At 66.5% G+C, this 18,413-nt stretch carries 13 protein-coding genes; 9 read left to right on the top strand and 4 right to left on the bottom strand.

Annotated features, from left to right (window positions below):
* Window positions 1–63: 63 nt before the first annotated feature.
* From glgX to ACQCS0_RS15185, 5 genes are all read left to right on the top strand, one after another.
* Complete coding sequence (gene glgX, locus ACQCS0_RS15205) at window positions 64–2,319, top strand: glycogen debranching protein GlgX (RefSeq protein WP_426939810.1); 2,256 nt, start codon at window positions 64–66, stop codon at window positions 2,317–2,319.
* Window positions 2,316–4,682: a malto-oligosyltrehalose synthase gene (gene treY, locus ACQCS0_RS15200; protein ID WP_426939809.1), complete on the top strand. Its 2,367-nt coding sequence runs from the start codon at window positions 2,316–2,318 to the stop codon at window positions 4,680–4,682. Before glgX ends, treY begins: the two co-directional genes overlap by 4 nt.
* Window positions 4,679–6,469, top strand: coding sequence for a malto-oligosyltrehalose trehalohydrolase (treZ, locus tag ACQCS0_RS15195; protein WP_426939808.1), 1,791 nt, complete (start codon window positions 4,679–4,681; stop codon window positions 6,467–6,469). Before treY ends, treZ begins: the two co-directional genes overlap by 4 nt.
* A 239-nt stretch (window positions 6,470–6,708) precedes the next feature.
* The gene (gene mgrA / locus ACQCS0_RS15190) at window positions 6,709–7,746 is read left to right on the top strand and encodes an L-glyceraldehyde 3-phosphate reductase (protein WP_354224589.1); all 1,038 of its coding nucleotides are present in this window, start codon (window positions 6,709–6,711) and stop codon (window positions 7,744–7,746) included.
* A 159-nt stretch (window positions 7,747–7,905) separates the two neighbouring features.
* Window positions 7,906–8,991, top strand: coding sequence for an inositol-3-phosphate synthase (locus ACQCS0_RS15185; RefSeq protein ID WP_354153360.1), 1,086 nt, complete (start codon window positions 7,906–7,908; stop codon window positions 8,989–8,991).
* An 84-nt stretch (window positions 8,992–9,075) separates the two neighbouring features.
* Here ACQCS0_RS15185 and ACQCS0_RS15180 read toward each other — a convergent pair whose 3' ends face one another.
* The 4 genes from ACQCS0_RS15180 to ACQCS0_RS15165 form a co-directional block, all read right to left on the bottom strand.
* Entirely contained in the window at window positions 9,076–9,993 is a 918-nt protein-coding gene (locus ACQCS0_RS15180; RefSeq protein ID WP_354153361.1) for a DUF559 domain-containing protein, read from the bottom strand.
* 121 nt (window positions 9,994–10,114) lie between these two features.
* Window positions 10,115–11,797: a formate--tetrahydrofolate ligase gene (locus tag ACQCS0_RS15175; protein ID WP_354153362.1), complete on the bottom strand. Its 1,683-nt coding sequence runs from the start codon at window positions 11,795–11,797 to the stop codon at window positions 10,115–10,117.
* 55 nt (window positions 11,798–11,852) lie between these two features.
* The gene (mshA, locus tag ACQCS0_RS15170) at window positions 11,853–13,118 is read right to left on the bottom strand and encodes a D-inositol-3-phosphate glycosyltransferase (protein WP_354153363.1); all 1,266 of its coding nucleotides are present in this window, start codon (window positions 13,116–13,118) and stop codon (window positions 11,853–11,855) included.
* 111 nt (window positions 13,119–13,229) lie between these two features.
* Complete coding sequence (locus ACQCS0_RS15165; protein WP_354153364.1) at window positions 13,230–14,672, bottom strand: 6-phospho-beta-glucosidase; 1,443 nt, start codon at window positions 14,670–14,672, stop codon at window positions 13,230–13,232.
* Window positions 14,673–14,742: 70 nt separating this feature from the next.
* Here ACQCS0_RS15165 and ACQCS0_RS15160 point away from each other — a divergent pair, with 70 nt between their 5' ends.
* From ACQCS0_RS15160 to tsaB, 4 genes are read left to right on the top strand one after another with little or no spacing between them, the layout of a single operon-like run.
* Window positions 14,743–15,834: a carbohydrate kinase family protein gene (locus ACQCS0_RS15160; RefSeq protein ID WP_354153365.1), complete on the top strand. Its 1,092-nt coding sequence runs from the start codon at window positions 14,743–14,745 to the stop codon at window positions 15,832–15,834.
* A 48-nt stretch (window positions 15,835–15,882) separates the two neighbouring features.
* Window positions 15,883–17,121, top strand: a complete 1,239-nt coding sequence (alr, locus tag ACQCS0_RS15155; RefSeq protein ID WP_354153366.1) for an alanine racemase — start codon at window positions 15,883–15,885, stop codon at window positions 17,119–17,121.
* A 2-nt stretch (window positions 17,122–17,123) separates the two neighbouring features.
* Complete coding sequence (gene tsaE / locus ACQCS0_RS15150) at window positions 17,124–17,741, top strand: tRNA (adenosine(37)-N6)-threonylcarbamoyltransferase complex ATPase subunit type 1 TsaE (RefSeq protein ID WP_354153773.1); 618 nt, start codon at window positions 17,124–17,126, stop codon at window positions 17,739–17,741.
* Window positions 17,741–18,412, top strand: a complete 672-nt coding sequence (gene tsaB / locus ACQCS0_RS15145; RefSeq protein WP_354153367.1) for a tRNA (adenosine(37)-N6)-threonylcarbamoyltransferase complex dimerization subunit type 1 TsaB — start codon at window positions 17,741–17,743, stop codon at window positions 18,410–18,412. The genes tsaE and tsaB overlap by 1 nt, the downstream gene beginning before the upstream one ends.
* Window position 18,413: the final 1 nt, after the last annotated feature.

Genomic DNA, 18,413 nt, shown 5'->3' with positions numbered 1-18,413 from the left:
TTGTACCGGCAGGGGCGGTTTTGTGTCCACACACCGGCTGTCGAACAACGATGAGGAGCACGCATGGAAATCTGGCCCGGATCGGCTTATCCGCTTGGCGCCACTTTTGACGGGACCGGCACGAACTTCGCGCTGTTCAGCGAACACGCCGAGAAGGTGGAGCTGTGCCTCTTTGATGAGGACGGCGTGGAATCGCGGTACAGGGTCGACGAAGTGGACGGCTATGTATGGCACTGCTACGTCCCTCAGGTCCAGCCAGGCCAGAAGTACGGTTACCGCGTGTACGGTCCCTACGACCCGGATTCCGGCAGCCGCTTCAACCCGAACAAACTGCTGTTGGACCCCTACGCCAAGGCTGTGCACGGCCAGGTGGACTGGGATCCGTCACTCTTCTCCTACAACCTGGGCGAGCCTGACTCGGTCAACAACGAGGACTCCGCTTCGCACATGATGATGGGCGTGGTCATCAACCCGTTCTTCGACTGGGATGGCGACCAGAACCTGCGGGTCCCGTACCACAAGTCGGTTATCTACGAGGCCCACGTCAAGGGCCTCACCCAGCTCCACCCCGAGATTCCCGAGGAACAACGCGGCACCTACGCCGGCGTCGCGCACCCGTCAGTGATCTCACACCTGCAGAAGCTCGGCATCACTGCCATCGAACTCATGCCCGTGCACCAGTTCGTCAACGACGGGACGCTGCAGGACCAGGGCCTGAACAACTACTGGGGCTACAACACCATCGGCTTCTTCGCACCCCAGAACACTTACAGCTCCACCGGTGACACCGGCCAGCAGGTCCAGGACTTCAAGGCCATGGTCCGCGCGCTCCACAAGGCAGGCATCGAAGTCATCCTGGATGTGGTCTACAACCACACCGCCGAAGGCAACCACCTGGGGCCCACGCTCTCCTTCAAGGGCATCGACAACCCTTCCTACTACCGGTTGATGGAGGGCGACGAGAAGCACTACATGGACTACACAGGCACCGGCAACTCGCTCAACGTACGCCAGCCGCACTCGCTGCAACTGCTCATGGATTCGCTGCGGTACTGGGTCACCGAAATGCACGTGGATGGCTTCCGTTTCGACCTCGCCTCCACCCTGGCGCGCGAGTTCTACGATGTGGACAAGCTCTCCACGTTCTTCGAACTCATCCAGCAGGACCCGGTGGTGTCCCAGGTCAAGCTCATCGCCGAGCCCTGGGATGTGGGTCCAGGCGGCTACCAGGTGGGTAACTTCCCGCCGCAGTGGACAGAATGGAACGGCAAATACCGAGACACGGTCCGGGACTTCTGGCGCGGTGAACCCGCCACGCTGGGCGAGTTCGCTTCGCGCATCACCGGTTCGGCCGACCTCTACGAGCATTCGGGCCGCCGTCCCGTAGCGTCAATCAACTTTGTCACCGCCCATGACGGCTTCACGCTGGCAGACCTGGTGTCCTACAACGAAAAGCGCAACGACGCCAACGGCGAGGACAACAACGACGGCGAGTCCCACAACCGGTCGTGGAACTGCGGGGCCGAGGGTCCCACCGACGATCCCGCCGTCCTCGGTCTGCGCGCCCGCCAGCAGCGGAACTTCATCGCTTCGCTGCTGCTGTCCCAGGGCGTTCCCATGCTGCTGCACGGCGACGAGATGGGCCGAACCCAGCAGGGCAACAACAATGGCTATTGCCAGGACTCCGAACTGACCTGGATCAACTGGGAGAACATCGACCAGCCGCTGGTCGAATTCACGGCAGCAGTCAACGCGCTCCGTGCCAAGCACCCCACGTTCCGCCGAAGCAGGTTCTTCGACGGCCGCCCCGTCCGCAGAGGCGAAGGTGAGCGCTTGCCGGACATCGTATGGCTTGACGTGGAAGGTAACACCATGAAGCCGGAGGACTGGGACAGCGGCTTCGGCCGCTCGGTAGGAGTGTTCCTCAACGGCGACGGCATCCAGGGCAAGGATGTCCGCGGCCGCCGAATAACGGACGTGAACTTCCTGCTGTACTTCAACGCCCACGATGACATGGTGAATTTCACCCTTCCGGCCGATGAGTATGCGCCGGCCTGGGACATTATCATCGATACCGCCGGCCACAATGCGGACACCGAGCCGGTCAAGGCCGGGGAAGCCCTGCCTGTGGACGCAAAGTCCCTGGTGGTCCTCCGCGCCCACAGTGTTCCTGACGTCGAGCCGGACCACTCCGTAGCTGCATCGTTGGCCGCGCTGACCCAGACGTCCACCAGCGAGACCGAGTCGCTGAGCGCGCCCGTGGTGGCCGACCCGGGTAGAACCACGAAAGTCGGGGACCGGAAGGACACCGCAAAGTGAAGGTTCCGGCGTCCACCTACCGGCTCCAGATCCGGAGCAGCTTCACGCTTTTCGATGCTGCCGAAACGGTTCCGTACCTGAAATCACTGGGTGTGGATTGGGTCTACCTGTCTCCGATCCTGACGGCGGAACAAGGATCCGATCACGGCTATGACGTGACGGATCCGTCGTCGGTGGATCCGGAGCGGGGCGGCCCGGAAGGACTGCTGGCGCTTTCTGCTGCCGCGCGGGAACATGGCATGGGCGTGCTTGTGGACATTGTCCCCAACCATGTGGGTGTGGCCTCGCCGGCGCAGAACCCGTGGTGGTGGTCGCTGTTGCAGGAAGGGCGCGGCTCGCCGTACGCGGAAGCGTTCGACGTCGACTGGGACTTTGGTGCTGGCCGGATCCGGATCCCCGTCCTGGGCAGCGATGACGACCTTGATGTGCTGGAGGTTGCCGATGGCGAGCTCCACTATTACGGCCACCGCTTTCCGTTGGCCGCAGGTTCATTCTCCGACGGCGACTCTCCGCGGGCTGTGCATGAGCGGCAGCATTACGAACTCGTCTCCTGGCGCCGGGCGGACAATGAGCTGAATTACCGGCGGTTCTTCGCGGTCAACACCTTGGCGGGTATCCGGGTTGAGAACCCCTGGGTCTTCGACCAGGCCCACACAGAGGTGAAGCGGTGGTTCGATGCCGGCCTGGTTGACGGGCTGCGCGTGGACCACCCGGACGGCCTGGCGGATCCCGCCGGGTATCTTCGGTGGCTCAAGGACCTCAGCGGCGGAGCGTACGTCCTGGTGGAGAAGATCCTGGAGCCGGGGGAGGAGCTCCCGACGGAATTCGCCTGCGAGGGCACCACCGGCTATGACGCCCTGGCCGACCTGGACCGGCTGCTGGTGGCGCCGGCCGGCGAGGCTGCTCTGAACGCGTTGGATGCACAGCTCCGTTCCGGGGAGCCTGCCGACTATGCGGGCATGATCCTGGGGACCAAGCGTGCCGTGGCTGATGGCATGCTGCGGTCCGAGATCCTGCGGCTGGCCCGCCTGGTCCATGCTGACGCCGGGCTGTCTGCTGACCTGTCCGCTGACCTGTCCGCGGAGGCCTCGGCGGATGCCCTGGCCCAGGTCATCGCGGCTTTCCCCGTGTACCGCACCTACCTGCCCACGGGTGAGGATGTGCTGCGCGAAGCCTGCGCGGCTGCTGCTCGCCAGCGTCCTGACCTTTCCGACACGCTGGACGCTCTGCTTCCCCTCCTGCTGAAGCCCGAGACTGAACTGGGCCTGCGGTTCCAGCAGACGTCCGGCATGGTGATGGCCAAGGGTGTTGAGGACACGGCCTTCTACCGCTACAACCGGCTGGGGACGCTGACGGAAGTGGGAGCGGACCCGTCCCACTTCTCGCTCGCCCCGGAAGAGTTCCACCGGCGGATGGCCGAGCGCCAAGAGTCCCTGCCGCTGTCCATGACCACGCTGACCACGCACGACACCAAGCGCAGCGAGGACACGCGGGCACGGATCTCCGTGATCGCTGAGCTGCCGGAGGAGTGGGCAGGAACCCTGGACGCTCTTCGCGGGCTCGCCCCGGTGCCCGACGGTCCGTTCGAGACCCTGCTGTGGCAGGCGGTCATCGGTGCGTGGCCGGCGTCGCGGGAACGGCTGCAGGCCTACGCCGAGAAAGCTGCCCGGGAGGCAGCCAACTCCACCACGTGGACAGATCCAGACGAGAACTTCGAATCACGGGTCACGGCAGCTGTGAATGCTGCGTTCGACGACGACCGGGTCACCACCGTGATCGAGGACTTCGTCGCCCGGACGGCTGCCTTTGCCGCAACCAATTCGTTGTCCCTGAAGCTGCTCCAGCTGACCATGCCCGGGGTACCGGACGTTTACCAGGGCACCGAATTCCACGACCGCTCCCTGGCCGACCCGGACAACCGTCGGGCCGTCGACTTCGAACGGCGCGAAACCGCCTTGGCTGCGTTGGACGCGGGTACGCTTCCGGCCGACTTCCGGGACGAAGTAACCAAACTGCTGGTGACCTCCCGGGCGCTCCGGCTCCGCCGGGACCGGCCCGAACTGTTCCAGGGCTACCGGCCCGTTCTTGCTTCCGGCCCGGCCGCTGACCACGTGGTGGCGTTCGACCGCGGGGAGGACAGCACCGGCAGAGGCGCCACACCTGGCGCCCTGACTCTGGCAACTCGGCTTCCCTGCGGACTGGAACGCGCCGGCGGTTGGCGGGATACCGTCGTCGAACTTTCCACGGCCATGTGCGACGCACTTACAGGACGGACGCACGGCCCAGGCCCGGTGCCGGTGGCCGACATTCTCCGGCCTTACCCTGTGGCGCTGCTGGCGCCCGTGAACGGAGGCAACGCATGAGCCTGACGCACAACGGTTCCGGCCGGTTCGATGTCTGGGCCCCGGATGCCTCGGCCGTTTCGCTGCTCGCCAACGGGCAGCAGTACCCCATGAAGCAGGTGGCGGGAGCCCCTGGTGCAGATGGCTGGTGGTCCGCGCCGGACGCGCCGGCGGACTCAGACGTGGACTACGGCTACCTGCTCGACGGCGAGACGCATCCACTGCCGGACCCCCGGTCCCGCCGCCTCCCGGACGGCGTCCATGCCCTGTCCCGCACCTACGATCCAGCCTCCTACGCCTGGCAGGACGCCGGCTGGCAGGGCAAGGAACTGCGCGGTTCGGTCATCTACGAACTTCACGTGGGAACCTTCACCCCCGAAGGAACATTGGACGCCGCCGCGGATAAGCTCGGATACCTCGCGGACCTCGGCATCGACTTTGTGGAGCTGCTGCCGGTCAACGGATTCAACGGCACCCACAACTGGGGTTACGACGGTGTCCAGTGGTTCGCGGTCCACGAAGGCTACGGCGGGCCTGCGGCCTACCAGCGCTTTGTGGACGCCGCCCACGCCGCCGGACTGGGCGTCATCCAGGACGTGGTCTACAACCACCTGGGCCCCAGCGGCAACTACTTGCCCAAATTCGGCCCCTACCTCAAACAGGGGGACGCCAACACGTGGGGCGATTCGGTCAACCTCGACGGCCCGGGCTCCGACGTCGTCCGTGAATACATCCTGGACAACGCGGCCCTGTGGCTGCGCGACTATCACGTGGACGGGCTGCGACTGGATGCCGTTCACGCACTCCGCGATGAGCGGGCCGTGCACCTCCTGGAGGAGTTCGGCGCGCTGGGCGATGCCATCTCCACGGAGACAGGGCTTCCCAAGACCCTCATCGCCGAATCGGACCTGAACAATCCGCGGCTGATCTATCCCCGCGATTCCAACGGCTTCGGTCTTGCCGGGCAATGGAGCGACGACTTCCACCATGCGGTGCACGTCAATGTCAGCGGCGAGACCGCAGGGTATTACGGCGACTTCGCTTCCGTCGGCGTGCTGGCCAAGGTCCTCAAGGATGGCTTCCTGCACGACGGCAGCTACTCCAGCTTCCGCGGACGCCACCACGGCCGGCCCATCGACACCTCACTGGTCCACCCCGCGGCCCTGGTGGTCTGCAGCCAGAACCACGACCAGATCGGCAACCGTGCCATCGGCGACAGGCTGTCCCAGTCCCTCCCGTACGGCCCGCTGGCCGTAGCCGCAGTGCTGACGCTGACCGCGCCGTTTACGCCCATGCTGTTTATGGGCGAGGAGTTCGGGGCCTCTACCCCTTGGCAGTTCTTCACCTCGCACCCCGAACCGGAGCTGGGCAAGGCGACGGCGGAGGGCAGAATCCGCGAGTTCGAACGCATGGGGTGGGATCCCGCCGTCGTCCCCGATCCACAGGATCCCGAAACGTTCCGGCGCTCCAAACTCAACTGGGCGGAGGCCGCTGAGGGTGACCACGCGCGGCTCCTGTCCCTCTACCGTTCGCTGACGGCGCTGCGGCGGGCTCACCCCGAACTAGCCGGGCTGGGGTTCGAGGAAACGGACGTGACGTTCGACGACGACGCCGGCTGGTTGCGCTTCCGGCGCGGGTCGATGGAAGTGCTGCTGAACTTCTCGGCATCGCCGGTGCGGCTGGACGGTTTGGGCGGCTCGGTGCTGCTGTCGACGGACGAGGACACCCTGTTCCACGGCGATTCGTTCGTGCTGGCGGCGCACAGCGGGGCGGTTCTTACTGCTGGGGCAGAAGTAGCCTCGAGTTAACCTAGGCACTGGAGTGACCCGGGCGTACTTTGCGCGTACGGACCAGCCGTGATGGGCGGCTCGGTGGTGTACGGGCGATGGAGGCCGTCATGGGTGACCCACGGAAGAGTACGCTTCCTGCCACGCTCGAACTCCGGATTCACGGCATCCGGGCGATGATGCGGCGGCTGATGGTGGCCCCGGGCTTAATAGTTCGCTTTTGTGCTGTTATGTGAGACGGGGCTGGCAGGATAGTCACTATGACTTACATCGCTGCGGAGAACCGCTACGACACCATGCCCTACCGCCGCGTCGGACGCAGCGGACTGAAACTGCCAGCCATTTCCCTGGGCCTCTGGCACAACTTCGGCGACGACAAGCCCTTCGAAGCGCAGCGCGCTATCCTGCGCCGAGCCTTCGATCTGGGCGTCACCCACTTCGACCTCGCGAACAACTACGGTCCGCCCTACGGCGCCGCCGAAACCAACTTCGGCCGCCACTTCAAGGACGACTTCAAGCCGTACCGCGACGAACTCATCATCTCCAGCAAGGCCGGCTACGACATGTGGCCGGGACCCTACGGCAACTTTGGCTCCCGCAAGTACCTGCTGGCCAGCTTGGACCAGTCCCTGGAGCGCATGGGCCTGGACTACGTGGACATCTTCTACAGCCACCGTCCGGACCCGGAAACGCCGATGGAAGAAACCATGGGCGCCCTGGACCACGCAGTCCGCTCGGGCAAGGCCCTGTACGCCGGCATCTCCTCCTACACTCCGGCCCAGACCCTCGAAGCGGCCCGGATCCTGAAGGAACTCGGTACGCCGTTGCTGATCCACCAGCCCAGCTACTCCATGCTGAACCGCTGGACCGAGAACGGCAGCCCCAACCTCTACGACGCGCTGGAGCAGGTGGGCGCCGGCTGTATCGCCTTCTCGCCGCTGGCCCAGGGGATGCTCACAGGCCGCTACCTCAACGGCGTGCCCGCAGATTCCCGGGCAGCGCAGCACAAGTCCCTGGACCAAGCCATGATCACTCCAGAAAACCTGGACCGCGTGCGCGGGCTCAACCGGATCGCCGAGGGCCGGGGCCAAACCCTGGCTCAGATGGCGATCGGCTGGATTCTGCGCGAGCAGGGCAAGGGCTCGTCCGTGACCTCAGCGCTCGTTGGCGCATCCAGCGTCCGGCAGTTGGAAGACACCCTGTCCGCCATCAACAACCTGGACTTCACCGCCGACGAGGTTGATGCCATCGATGAGTTCGCCGTTGAGTCGGACATCAACCTGTGGAAGCAAAAGTAACCACGTAACGCTTCGACCGAAGGGGGCCGGGAACAATCCCGGCCCCCTTTTGGTTGGGTAAGATGAAATGGCGCCGAATGGCGCACTGCCAGCGTGCCGCCGTCGTACCTTTCCGGTACTGACCGTCCTGGCGGCTGAAGTTTTCTTCAAAGGAGTTCCGTGTCTGCAAATCCGATTCGTGTTGCCATCGTTGGTGTAGGTAACTGCGCCGCCTCGCTCGTCCAGGGCGTGCAGTATTACCGTGACGCCGATCCCCAGGCCACGATCCCGGGTCTGATGCACGTAGAGTTCGGCAAGTACCACGTCAACGATGTCCAGTTTGTTGCCGCTTTTGATGTTGACGGCAAGAAAGTGGGCGTGGACCTCGCCGACGCCATCCTGGCCAGCGAGAACAACACCATCAAAATCGCCGACGTGCCCCCCACAGGTGTGACCGTCCAGCGCGGCCACACCCTCGACGGCCTCGGCAAGTACTACCTCGAGACCATCGAACAGTCCGCCGAAGAGCCCGTTGACATCGTCGCCGCGCTCCGCGAATCCAAGGCAGACGTTATGGTGTGCTACCTCCCGGTTGGTTCCGAGGATGCTGCACACTTCTACGCGCAGGCTGCCATCGACGCCGGCGTGGCGTTCGTCAACGCCCTCCCCGTGTTCATCGCCGGCACCAAGGAATGGGCCGACAAGTTCACCGCCGCCGGCGTCCCGATCGTTGGCGATGACATCAAGAGCCAGATCGGTGCAACCATCACGCACCGCGTGATGGCCAAGCTCTTCGAAGACCGCGGCGTCACCCTGGACCGCACGTACCAGCTGAACGTCGGCGGCAACATGGACTTCAAGAACATGCTGGAGCGCGACCGCCTTGAGTCCAAGAAGATCTCCAAGACCCAGGCGGTGACGTCCAACGTTGAAGCTGAAATTGCACCGCGCAACGTCCACATCGGTCCGTCTGACTACGTCCAGTGGCTCGATGACCGCAAGTGGGCCTTCGTCCGCCTCGAAGGCCGCAACTTCGGTGATGCCCCCGTGTCGCTGGAATACAAGCTGGAAGTCTGGGACTCACCCAACTCCGCCGGCGTGATCATCGATGCCATCCGCGCCGCCAAGATCGGCCTGGACCGCGGCATCGGCGGCCCGCTGCTCTCCGCCTCGAGCTACTTCATGAAGTCCCCGCCCGAGCAGTTCAACGACGACCTCGCCCGTGAAAAGGTCGAGGCCTTCATCCGCGGAGACCTGGAGCGCTAAACGCTCTCCACCCTCTCGTTGCTCTATCAGTTGTGGTCCCCAAATCTATGGTTTGGCGACTGCAACTGATAGGGCAACAGGCGTTTAAGGGGACTTGAGTGCAAGCCGGACCTGATTGACCGCGCGGTGGAAGCCGTGGGCCAGATCGTCCGCGTTGAATTTGAAGTACCTCCAGCCAGCGGCATTGAACGTTTCGTCGCGGCGATTGTCGCGCGACTGCTGCTCGCGGGTCAGGTGATGGCCGCCGTCGTACTGGATGGCGATCCGATGGGCGCGGTAGCCCAGGTCTGCCGCCGGCGAATACGGGTCGGCCTTCACAATCCGTAGTTGCAGTTCTGGCTCCGGCAGGCCCGCGGCAGTTAATGCGAGGCGCAGGAACGTCTCAGGCGCGGAATCTGCACCGGGACGGATGAGCTCGACAGCTGCCCTTGCTTTCACGATGCCCTTGAGCTTCGGGTGCCTCTTCAGCATTTCTTCCAGCTCCGGAAGGGTTGACCAAGGCTCCGCGCGATCTTCGAAGCCGGGCCGAGGCAGACGGATCAGTTGGTCACCCACAGCCACGAGGTCCTCCAGCGGCACGAGGTTGGCAAGGTCAAGCCAGGTGCGGGCTGGCGTGGAGATCCGCATCCCGTCCAGCATCATGATCTCCCCATCAAAGGCAAGGACGGTATGGCCGACCACGCCTTCGCGCCGCACCGGTGGCAGGTTCCTGGGCTTGCTCAGATGGAGTTCCCGGCAGTCGCGGAACCAGGTAGGAAGCCAGAGCCCAAGCACGACGGCGGCCGTCGGGTGCGAGATCCAGGCGCCCGGAGTGGCAGCGGAGAGTGCCCTGGCAAGGCCCCGGATTTCAAAGTCCCAGCCCGTGGGCAGATACAGCAACCGTCCGGCGGACGCGAGGTCGGAGGAACGAAGTCTTCCGCTGCTCAGGCTGGCAGCCCGCGCCTCATGGATTGTGAACGGAGCGGACGAAAGGCTGAACGGCAGAGGTGCGGAGGGTCGCATGCGCACCATTGTCGCCCGAAGCCAATCTCTCCCGCAGAAGTTATCCACAGCTCCCGTTGCTCTATCACTTTTGGTCACTCTGGCCCCGGAATAAGAGCTCAAAGTGATAGAGCAACGTGGGTCAGGAGAGGCCTACCGGGTTGCCGGCGTCGTCCACGTCCATACGCATGGCGGCGGGTGCGGCGGGGAGGCCGGGCATCGTCATGACCGCACCGGTCAGTGCCACGATGAAACCCGCGCCGGTCTTGGGGATCAGGTCCCGGACGTGCACGGTGAAGCCCTTGGGAGCCCCCAGCCGGGAGGCGTCGTCGGTGAAGGAATACTGGGTCTTGGCCATGCAGACGGGAAGCCCGGACCAGCCGTTCTTTTCTATGTCCGTCAGGCGCTTCAGGGCGGGGAGGGAGAAGTCCACCCCGTCCGCGCCGTAGATCTCCTGCGCAATGGTCCGGATCTTCTCCTCCACGGGCAGGTCCAAGGGATACAGATGCCGGAAGCTGTTCGGCCCAGCAACCGCGGCGGCGACCTTCGCGGCCAGCTCGTCGCCGCCGTCGCCACCGCCGCCCCGGCCCCACACATCCGCCACCGCAGCCTGGACCCCCTCCGCCGCGCACCACTCCAAGAGCCAGTCCAGCTCCTCTTCCGTGTCGGACGAGAACCTGTTGATGGCCACCACCGGTGCCACCCCGAACTTCTCCACGTTGTGCACGTGCCGCCGAAGATTCGCGACGCCGGCCTGCAGCGCCTCAAGGTCGGGTTCCGTCAGCCGGTCTTTGGGCACGCCGCCGTGCATCTTGAGCGCTCGGACAGTGGCTACAACCACGACGGCGGACGGCGCCACGTCAGCGATCCGCGCCTTGATGTCCATGTACTTCTCCGCGCCCAGGTCTGCGCCGAAGCCGGCCTCGGTGACCACGATGTCCGCGAGCCGCCGGGCCGTCTGGGTGGCAATCAGCGAGTTGCACCCGTGCGCGATGTTGGCGAACGGCCCGCCGTGCACCAGTGCGGGAGTGTCGGCAATGGTCTGCACCAGGTTGGGCTTGATGGCTTCCTTCAGGAGCAGGGTCAGGGCGCCCTGGACGCCGAGGTCCGCCACGGTGACCGGAACGCGGGAGTACGTGTAGCCGAACGTGATCCGGCCCAAGCGCTCGCGGAGGTCGGCCAGGCTGGTGGCCAGGCAGAAAACCGCCATGATCTCCGAAGCCACGGTGATGTCGAAGCCGTCCTGCCGGGGCACACCTTGGGTGGGACCGCCCAGGCCAATGATGACCTCGCGGAGCGACCTGTCATTCATGTCCAGGACCCGCTTGAACGTCATCCGCCGAGGGTCGATGTTCAGCTCGTTGCCCTGGTAGATGTGGTTGTCCACGAGCGCCATCAGGGCATTGTTCGCAGACGTCACGGCATGGAAATCACCGGTGAAGTGCAGGTTAATCTCGTCCATCGGCAGCACCTGGGAGTAGCCGCCGCCAGTGGCGCCGCCCTTCATTCCCAGGATCGGGCCCAGCGAGGGTTCCCGCAGCGCGATCATCACCTTGTGCCCGGCCCGGGCCAGCGAATCGGCGAGCCCCACCGTGGTGGTGGATTTCCCCTCGCCGGCGGGCGTCGGCGACATCGCAGAGACGAGTACCACCTTTCCGGCGGGCGCCGGCGCAGTCAACAACGCCGGATCAACCTTCGCCTTGTACCGCCCGTAAAGTTCCAGAGCGGCGGCGTTGATGCCCGCGGCAGCTGCAATCTCCTCGATGGGCCTCATCGGTGCCTGCCGTGCGATCTTGAGGTCGCTGAGGGAATTTTGTTCAGACATCCTTGTCCTTTTGTTGGGGGCCGGGTACTAAAGGCAGACGGCGGCTGACCACCGCTTAGGGTGCCGGAACCGCCGGGATCAGCCCGCTGGCCAGCTGCTGTTCGACGGCGGCGTGGTAAGTCTCGAGCGTGATCGCGGCAGTGCGGTTCCACCCCAGGTTCTCCGCGCGGATTGCCGCGGCCCGCCCCATGTCGGCGCGGGTGTCCGGATCGTCGTACATGGCTTCAAGCGCGTCCGCCCAGTCCGAGGCGTGGTGCCCGTCCACCAGCAGCCCGGTCCGGCCATGGCAGATGGCGCGGGACAGTCCGCCCACCCGGGTGCCCACCACGGGGGTCCCGCAGGCCTGCGCCTCGATGGCCACCAGCCCGAACGATTCGCTGTAGGAAGGCATCACCACAACGTCAGCCGCCCGGAACCAGGACGCCAGGTCAGACGCGCTGACAGGGGGAAGGTGCGTGACGACGTCGTCCATTCCGGACTCCGAGATCAGGTGCCGGAGGTTGAAGTCCTTGTTGCCGCTGAGGGCACCCAGGATGGTGAGCCGCAGATCGATCCCGGGCCGCCGGGCGCGAAGCAGGGCAGCCGCCTTGAGCAGGATCTGCGGGCCCTTCAGCCGCTGGATCCGGCCGGCGAAGACCAGGTGGAACGTCTCCGGCGAAACACCGTGTTCGGCCCGGGACCGCGGGCGGAACGCGGGTGTGAAGGTGCTGAGGTCCACGCCCGGCGGCGCCACATCGATACGGTCGTAATCTGCACCGTAGTGGGACACCAGCTCTTCGGCTTCGGCCGTGGTGTTGGCAATCAGGCGGGCGGCGCCGTCGACGATCCGGTGCTCGCCCTCCTCACGCCGCCGCGGCTCGGGCTGTTCGCCGGACTCCAGCAGGAGGTTCTTGACCTTGGCCATGGTGTGCATGGTGTGGACGAGCGGCACGCCCCAAAGTTCCGAGAGCTCCAGTCCGGCGATCCCGGACACCCAATAGTGCGAATGGATGACGTCGTAGCGGCCGTGCGGCTGGCGCTGCCGGATCTGGTCGATCTCGGCCACCATGCTGTGGAGCAGCGCCGGCAGTTCTTCCTTGGGGATCTTCCGCGGTGGGCCGGCCAGCACGTTGTGGACGCACACGCCGGGGAAGGGATGTTCGACGGCGGCCTGCTTGGCTGAGGTGGAGCGCGTGAAGATCTCCACTTGCACGCCGGTCTCGGCGAGCGCGGAGGCCAGCTCCCGGATGTAGACGTTCATCCCGCCGGCGTCGCCGGAGCCGGGCTGTTCCATCGGGGAGGTGTGGAGGGAGAGTAAAGCGACCCTGCGGATCAATGTCATGGCTTCTCCTTCCCAGCGCTGGCGCGGCGGGCCTCAGGCTGTTGCCCGCTCGGTAAAACACTACTCCAGCCGCCCCCGGACGGCATTCCGGCACGTGATGTACAGCAACCCCTAGCGGCGCCAAAGCTCCAGCAGCGCAGGGAAGGCGCGCTCGTAGCCGGCCAGCAGCTTGGCCCCGAACACGGGGGAGTCCACCAGGGGATGCCGGCTTAAGGCGTCGACGGCGGCCGTCCGGTCTCCGTGCGTCGCTGCCCGGACAGTGAGCCGTTCCACCTCCTTGACGCGCCGGAGCAGGGTGAGTTGCTCCGCTCCCGGGGCTGACTGTGGAAGCGGCAATGCGCCGTCGGGCGTTACGGTGCAGGGGACCTCGACGACGGCGTCCGCCGGCAGCCCCGGAATGGCCGGTTCCGTGGTGGTGCTTCCGGGGGCGGCACCCCCGCCCGGATCGGACGGAAGCGTATTGGGGGTGTTGAGGATGAGCTGGGCCTCCCCGGCCCCCGCCAATGCGCGCATCACGGCGAGGGCCACGCGTTCGTAGCCGCCGCCGGCGAGGTCGTCCTCGTCGCGCTGCTCGCCGTGGGTCCGTGCCTCGGCGAGGTAGCCTTCCTCCCGCGAGCGGCGGGCGGCGTCCCACAGGGTGTAGGCGTCCGGGCCGGCTGAGGCCAGCCGCGGGTACAGCTCGGCCTGCTGATGGTGGATGGACTCGCCGCGGGTCTGGGCCATGGCGCGCATGGCCGCGGTGGCGCTGTCCCGCTGATAGTAGTAGTGGAGGTATTCGTTGGGCAGGATGCCGAGTTCCTTGAGGAACGGTTGCGGGAACAGCCTGCCTTCCTCGAACGTACTGAGGGCGGCCGGGTCCGAGAGCAGGCCGGGCAGCAGATCCTGGCTGCCGGACTCCAGCCGGTAGAGCCAGCCCAGGTGGTTCAGTCCGAAGTAGCCCACGCCGTCGAGCCTTCCGTCCGGCAGCGGCAGGCCGGCCGCGCGGGCCGCACGGTGCACCAAGCCGCCCGCGGAATCGCAGATCCCAATGACCTTCCGGCCCAGGACAGGCAGCAGGGCCTCGGTGACCATGCCCGCCGGGTTGGTGAAGTTGATCAGCCAGGCGTCCGGGCAGAACTCCCGCATCTGCCGTGCCAGGTCCAGCATTTCCGGGATGGTGCGCAGCGCATAGGAGATGCCGCCCGCGCCGGTGGTTTCCTGGCCAAGAAGGCCGAGGTCCTGGGCCACCCGTTCGTCGTGGATCCGGCCGGCCGTGCCGCCGGGGCGGATCGCCGCGAACACCAGGTCTGTCCCCGCCAGGGCCCCGGGCAGGGACGTGGTGGAACGCACGGCGGGCGGCCGGACACCGGAGCGAGGGCCAGCGGTGGGGCCGCCGGCGGGGCGGCCGTCGGACTCCGGCATGGCATGCAGAACCGCGTTGATGGCTCGCAGGCGGGCGGGATCGACGTCGAACAGCACCAGCTCGCTGACCAGCCCCGCGAACGCGCCGGACGCCAGCGCTCGGTAGACAAGCGGCACGCGGAATCCGCCGCCGCCGGCAATCATAAGCCGCATAGTCAGCAGTGTAGGCCTCCGCCAGGCGCGCCCCTACCGTGGGGCCGCGGCAGGGCGTAGTCTGCCGGACATGGACGCCATCCCGGACCGCCGCTTCGATCCGCTCGCAACCGTCCGCGCGCAGTCTGGCGGCGGGTTCGACCTGATCCTCGCCGGCACGGTCTTCCAGGACATCATCTTCACCGGCCTGCCCCACGCGCCCGAGCCCGGCACGGAAATCTGGAGCGATGGCATGGGCAGCTGCCCCGGCGGCGTCGCGAACCAGGCCATTGCGGCGGCGAGGCTGGGACTGCGCACCGGATTGGCCGCCGCGTTCGGGGACGACGGTTACGGGGACTACAACTGGAAGATATTGGCCCGGCAAGAGCACGTGGACCTGAGTATGTCGCGCAAAGTCGAGGGGTGGCATTCGCCGGTCACCGTCTCGCTCTGCGTGGCGAAGGACCGGTCGCTGGTGACCCACGGCCACCCGGCCCCCGTGACGTCGTCCGAACTGATTGGTTCACCGCCCCGGGCGCTCGCCGGCATTGCCGAGCTGGGCGTCGAGATCGAACCCTGGGCCGTGGCCGCGCAGAAGGGAGGCGTGAAGTTGTTTGGGGATGTGGGGTGGGATCCCAGCGGTGAATGGTCACGGGTCCGGCTGGACAACCTGCAGTACTTCCATGCATTCTTGCCCAATCAGCGCGAGGCCATGGCGTTCACCGGGAAGGACAATCCGTGGTCCGCGCTGTACGCCCTCGCCGATCGCGTGCCCGTGGCCGTGGTGACGCTCGGCGCGCAGGGTGCCATGGCCGTGGACTCGGAGACGGGGGAGGAGGAGTGGGTACCGTCGCCGCCGGTCATTGCTTTGGATCCCACCGGCGCCGGGGACTGCTTCGACGCGGCCTTCATCGTGGGCAGCCTGGCAGGCTGGCCGCTGGGCAACAGGCTTCGCTTCGCAAACCTCTGCGCCTCCCTCGCCGTGCAGGAAGTGGGCGGTTCGTTGGCGGCACCCGGCTGGGGAGACATCGCAGACTGGTGGCAGCGGGCCAACTCCAGGCCGGAACGCCAGAGCAGCCAGTGGCTCCGCCGCTTCGGCTTCCTGGCCGACATTCTCCACGACATACCGCTCGCGGCCCAGCGCCGGGCCACCGCCACGATCGCGCACCTGTCCGATGCCTGAGGGCGCCGCGATTATCCCGCCCTGAGCGCCCGCACTAGAATCACTAGCGTGACTTATCCCGTAACAACAGGTGACTTCCGCGCGGCCTCAGGACCCGATCCTCGGTACGAGCGGTCCGCCGTTATAGACCTGGACGCAATCCGCCACAACGTGCGGCGGCTGGCGGACGCCGCCTTGCCCGCCAAGGTCATGGCCGTGGTGAAGGCTGACGCGTACGGACACGGCGCGGTTCCTGTAGCCAGGGCCGCCCTCGAAGCCGGCGCATCCTGGCTGGGGGTCGCACATATCTCCGAGGCGCTGGCACTGCGGGCCGCGGGCATCGACGCCCCCCTGCTGGCCTGGCTGCACACGGCGGAAAGCAACTTCGCCGCAGCGGTGGCTGCCGGCGTGGACATCGGCTGCTCCGGCTGGGAACTGAACCGGATTGTGGCCGCCGCGCGTGACCAGGAACGTCCCGCACGGATCCACCTGAAAGTGGACACGGGCCTGGGCCGGAACGGCGTAGCGCTCGATGCCTGGGACCAGCTGCTGGGCGAGGCCATGGAGTACCAGGACCAGGGCCTCCTGCGCGTGGTGGGCATCTTCTCCCACCTGTCCGTGGCGGATGAACCCGAGCGGCCGGAAACCGACGATCAGCTGGCGGCCTTCCGCGAGGTGCTGGCCGTGGCTGAGGACGCCGGTGTGGACCCCGAAGTCCGCCACCTGGCCAACACCCCGGCCACGCTGTCGCGCCCCGATACCCACTTTGACATGGTCCGCGTGGGCCTGGGCATATACGGCCTCTCGCCTTTTGAAGGCCAGACCTCCGCCGATTTGGGTCTCCGTCCCGCGATGACGCTGCGCACCCTGGTGTCCCAGTGCAAGCAGGTCCCGGATGGGCAGGGCGTTTCCTACGGCCTGCGCTACCGCACCAGCGGCCCCAGCACCCTGGCGCTGATCCCGCTGGGCTACGCGGACGGCGTGCCCCGCATTGCCACCGGCGGTCCCGTCCGGGTGGCCGGCCGGACCTACCCCGTGGTGGGCCGGATCGCCATGGACCAGATGGTCATCGACCTCGGCAACATCGGCCCCGCCGGCGCGGACCTCTTCGGCGCCGAAGCGGTGCTGTTCGGTAACGGGGACGACGGCGGTCCCACGGCGGACGACTGGGCGGTCGCCGCCGGCACCAACAACTACGAGATCGTGACCCGGATCAGCCCGCGGGTGCCACGCCGGGTCATTAACGAAAGTCCCGCCGTCGGCCATCCTGCCGTGGGAAATCCCGACGCCGGGCAGGCAACACCGTGAGCATGGCCCCGGCAGTGATGCCCCACTGGGAAGAGACGCTGAGGGTCACAACGGCGGACCAGACCCACGCGCTCGCCGCCGCATTGGGTGCGGAGCTGCAGGCCGGGGACCTGGTGGTACTGACCGGCGAGCTGGGTGCCGGGAAAACCACCTTCACGCAGGGCCTCGGCGAAGGCCTCGGTGTGCGTGCGGGCATCATCTCGCCCACTTTTGTGCTGGTCCGTATCCACCCCAACCTGCCCGACGGCCCGCGGCCCGGTGGCCCCGACCTGGTGCACGTGGACGCGTACCGGCTGGGATCGGCGTCGGAAATCGACGACATTGACCTGGAAAATACGCTGGACTCGGCCGTGACCGTGGTGGAGTGGGGACGCGGCCGGGTGGAGCACCTGAGCGAGAGCCGGCTGGAAGTGGACCTGCACCGGGCGATCGGGCTGGAACCGGTCGGGCTGGACGGGGAGACGGATCCGGCGGAACGGAAACCCAACCCCGCCCACACCGAAATCCTGGACTTCGACACCGAGGACCTCGACGAGCCCCGCACCATCGTGCTGCGCGGCTTCGGTCCCCGCTGGAGCACCAAGCCTGCCCTGGGCGGGGCCTTCGAAGGGACACCCTGATGCTTATTCTTGCCATCGACACCTCCGCCGTGGCCAGTGCTGCGCTGGTCTCGGACGACGCCCTCGAAGGCGTTGTGGCCAGTTTCTCCACCGAGGACACCCGCAGCCACGCCGAAGTTCTGGCCCCCGGCATCGAGGACCTGCTTGCCTCTGCCGGCGTCACCGGCCGGGACATCGACGCGATCGTGACAGGCGTGGGCCCAGGCCCGTTCACCGGACTGCGCTCGGGGATCGCAACCGCCAGGACGCTCGCCTTCGTCTGGGACAAACCGCTGTACGGGCTGATGAGCCTGGACGCCGTGGCGCTGGAAGTGGCAGAGTCCACCGAGGCCGCGGCCGAATTCCTGGTGGTCACGGACGCCCGGCGCAAAGAGGTTTACTGGGCACGGTACAGTCTCGCCGACGGCCAATTGCCGCAGCTTGAGGACGGCCCGCACGTCAGCTTCGCCGCCGACCTCCCGGACCTCCCGGCCTACGGCGCCGGCGCCGGACTCTACAGTGACGTGCTGCGCGCCGAACCGGGTTTCAGTAATGAGCAGCCCGACGCTCTCTACCTCGGACAGTTCGCCCTGGCCCGGCTCGCCTCCGGCAAGCAACTGCTCGACTCCACGCCCCTGTACCTCCGCGAGTCGGACGCCCAGGTCCCGGGCCCACGGAAGCGGGCCCTGTGAG

Source organism: Pseudarthrobacter sp. S6, from assembly GCF_050156575.1.
In the GTDB taxonomy this organism is placed as follows: Bacteria; Actinomycetota; Actinomycetes; order Actinomycetales; family Micrococcaceae; genus Arthrobacter.
The sequence above is the reverse complement of the archived record's forward strand: the minus strand, read 5'-3'. Positions and strand labels throughout refer to the sequence as shown.

Bases quoted from the DNA above. Each gene is read 5' to 3' on its own strand.
- tsaE (WP_354153773.1), top strand. From the start codon at position 17,124: ATGGCCCCGGCAGTGATGCCCCACTGGGAAGAGACGCTGAGGGTCACA.
- treZ (WP_426939808.1), top strand. From the start codon at position 4,679: ATGAGCCTGACGCACAACGGTTCCGGCCGGTTCGATGTCTGGGCCCCG.
- glgX (WP_426939810.1), top strand. From the start codon at position 64: ATGGAAATCTGGCCCGGATCGGCTTATCCGCTTGGCGCCACTTTTGAC.
- mshA (WP_354153363.1), bottom strand. From the start codon at position 13,118: ATGACATTGATCCGCAGGGTCGCTTTACTCTCCCTCCACACCTCCCCG.
- ACQCS0_RS15175 (WP_354153362.1), bottom strand. From the start codon at position 11,797: ATGTCTGAACAAAATTCCCTCAGCGACCTCAAGATCGCACGGCAGGCA.
- ACQCS0_RS15180 (WP_354153361.1), bottom strand. From the start codon at position 9,993: ATGCGACCCTCCGCACCTCTGCCGTTCAGCCTTTCGTCCGCTCCGTTC.
- ACQCS0_RS15165 (WP_354153364.1), bottom strand. From the start codon at position 14,672: ATGCGGCTTATGATTGCCGGCGGCGGCGGATTCCGCGTGCCGCTTGTC.
- mgrA (WP_354224589.1), top strand. From the start codon at position 6,709: ATGACTTACATCGCTGCGGAGAACCGCTACGACACCATGCCCTACCGC.
- tsaB (WP_354153367.1), top strand. From the start codon at position 17,741: ATGCTTATTCTTGCCATCGACACCTCCGCCGTGGCCAGTGCTGCGCTG.
- ACQCS0_RS15160 (WP_354153365.1), top strand. From the start codon at position 14,743: ATGGACGCCATCCCGGACCGCCGCTTCGATCCGCTCGCAACCGTCCGC.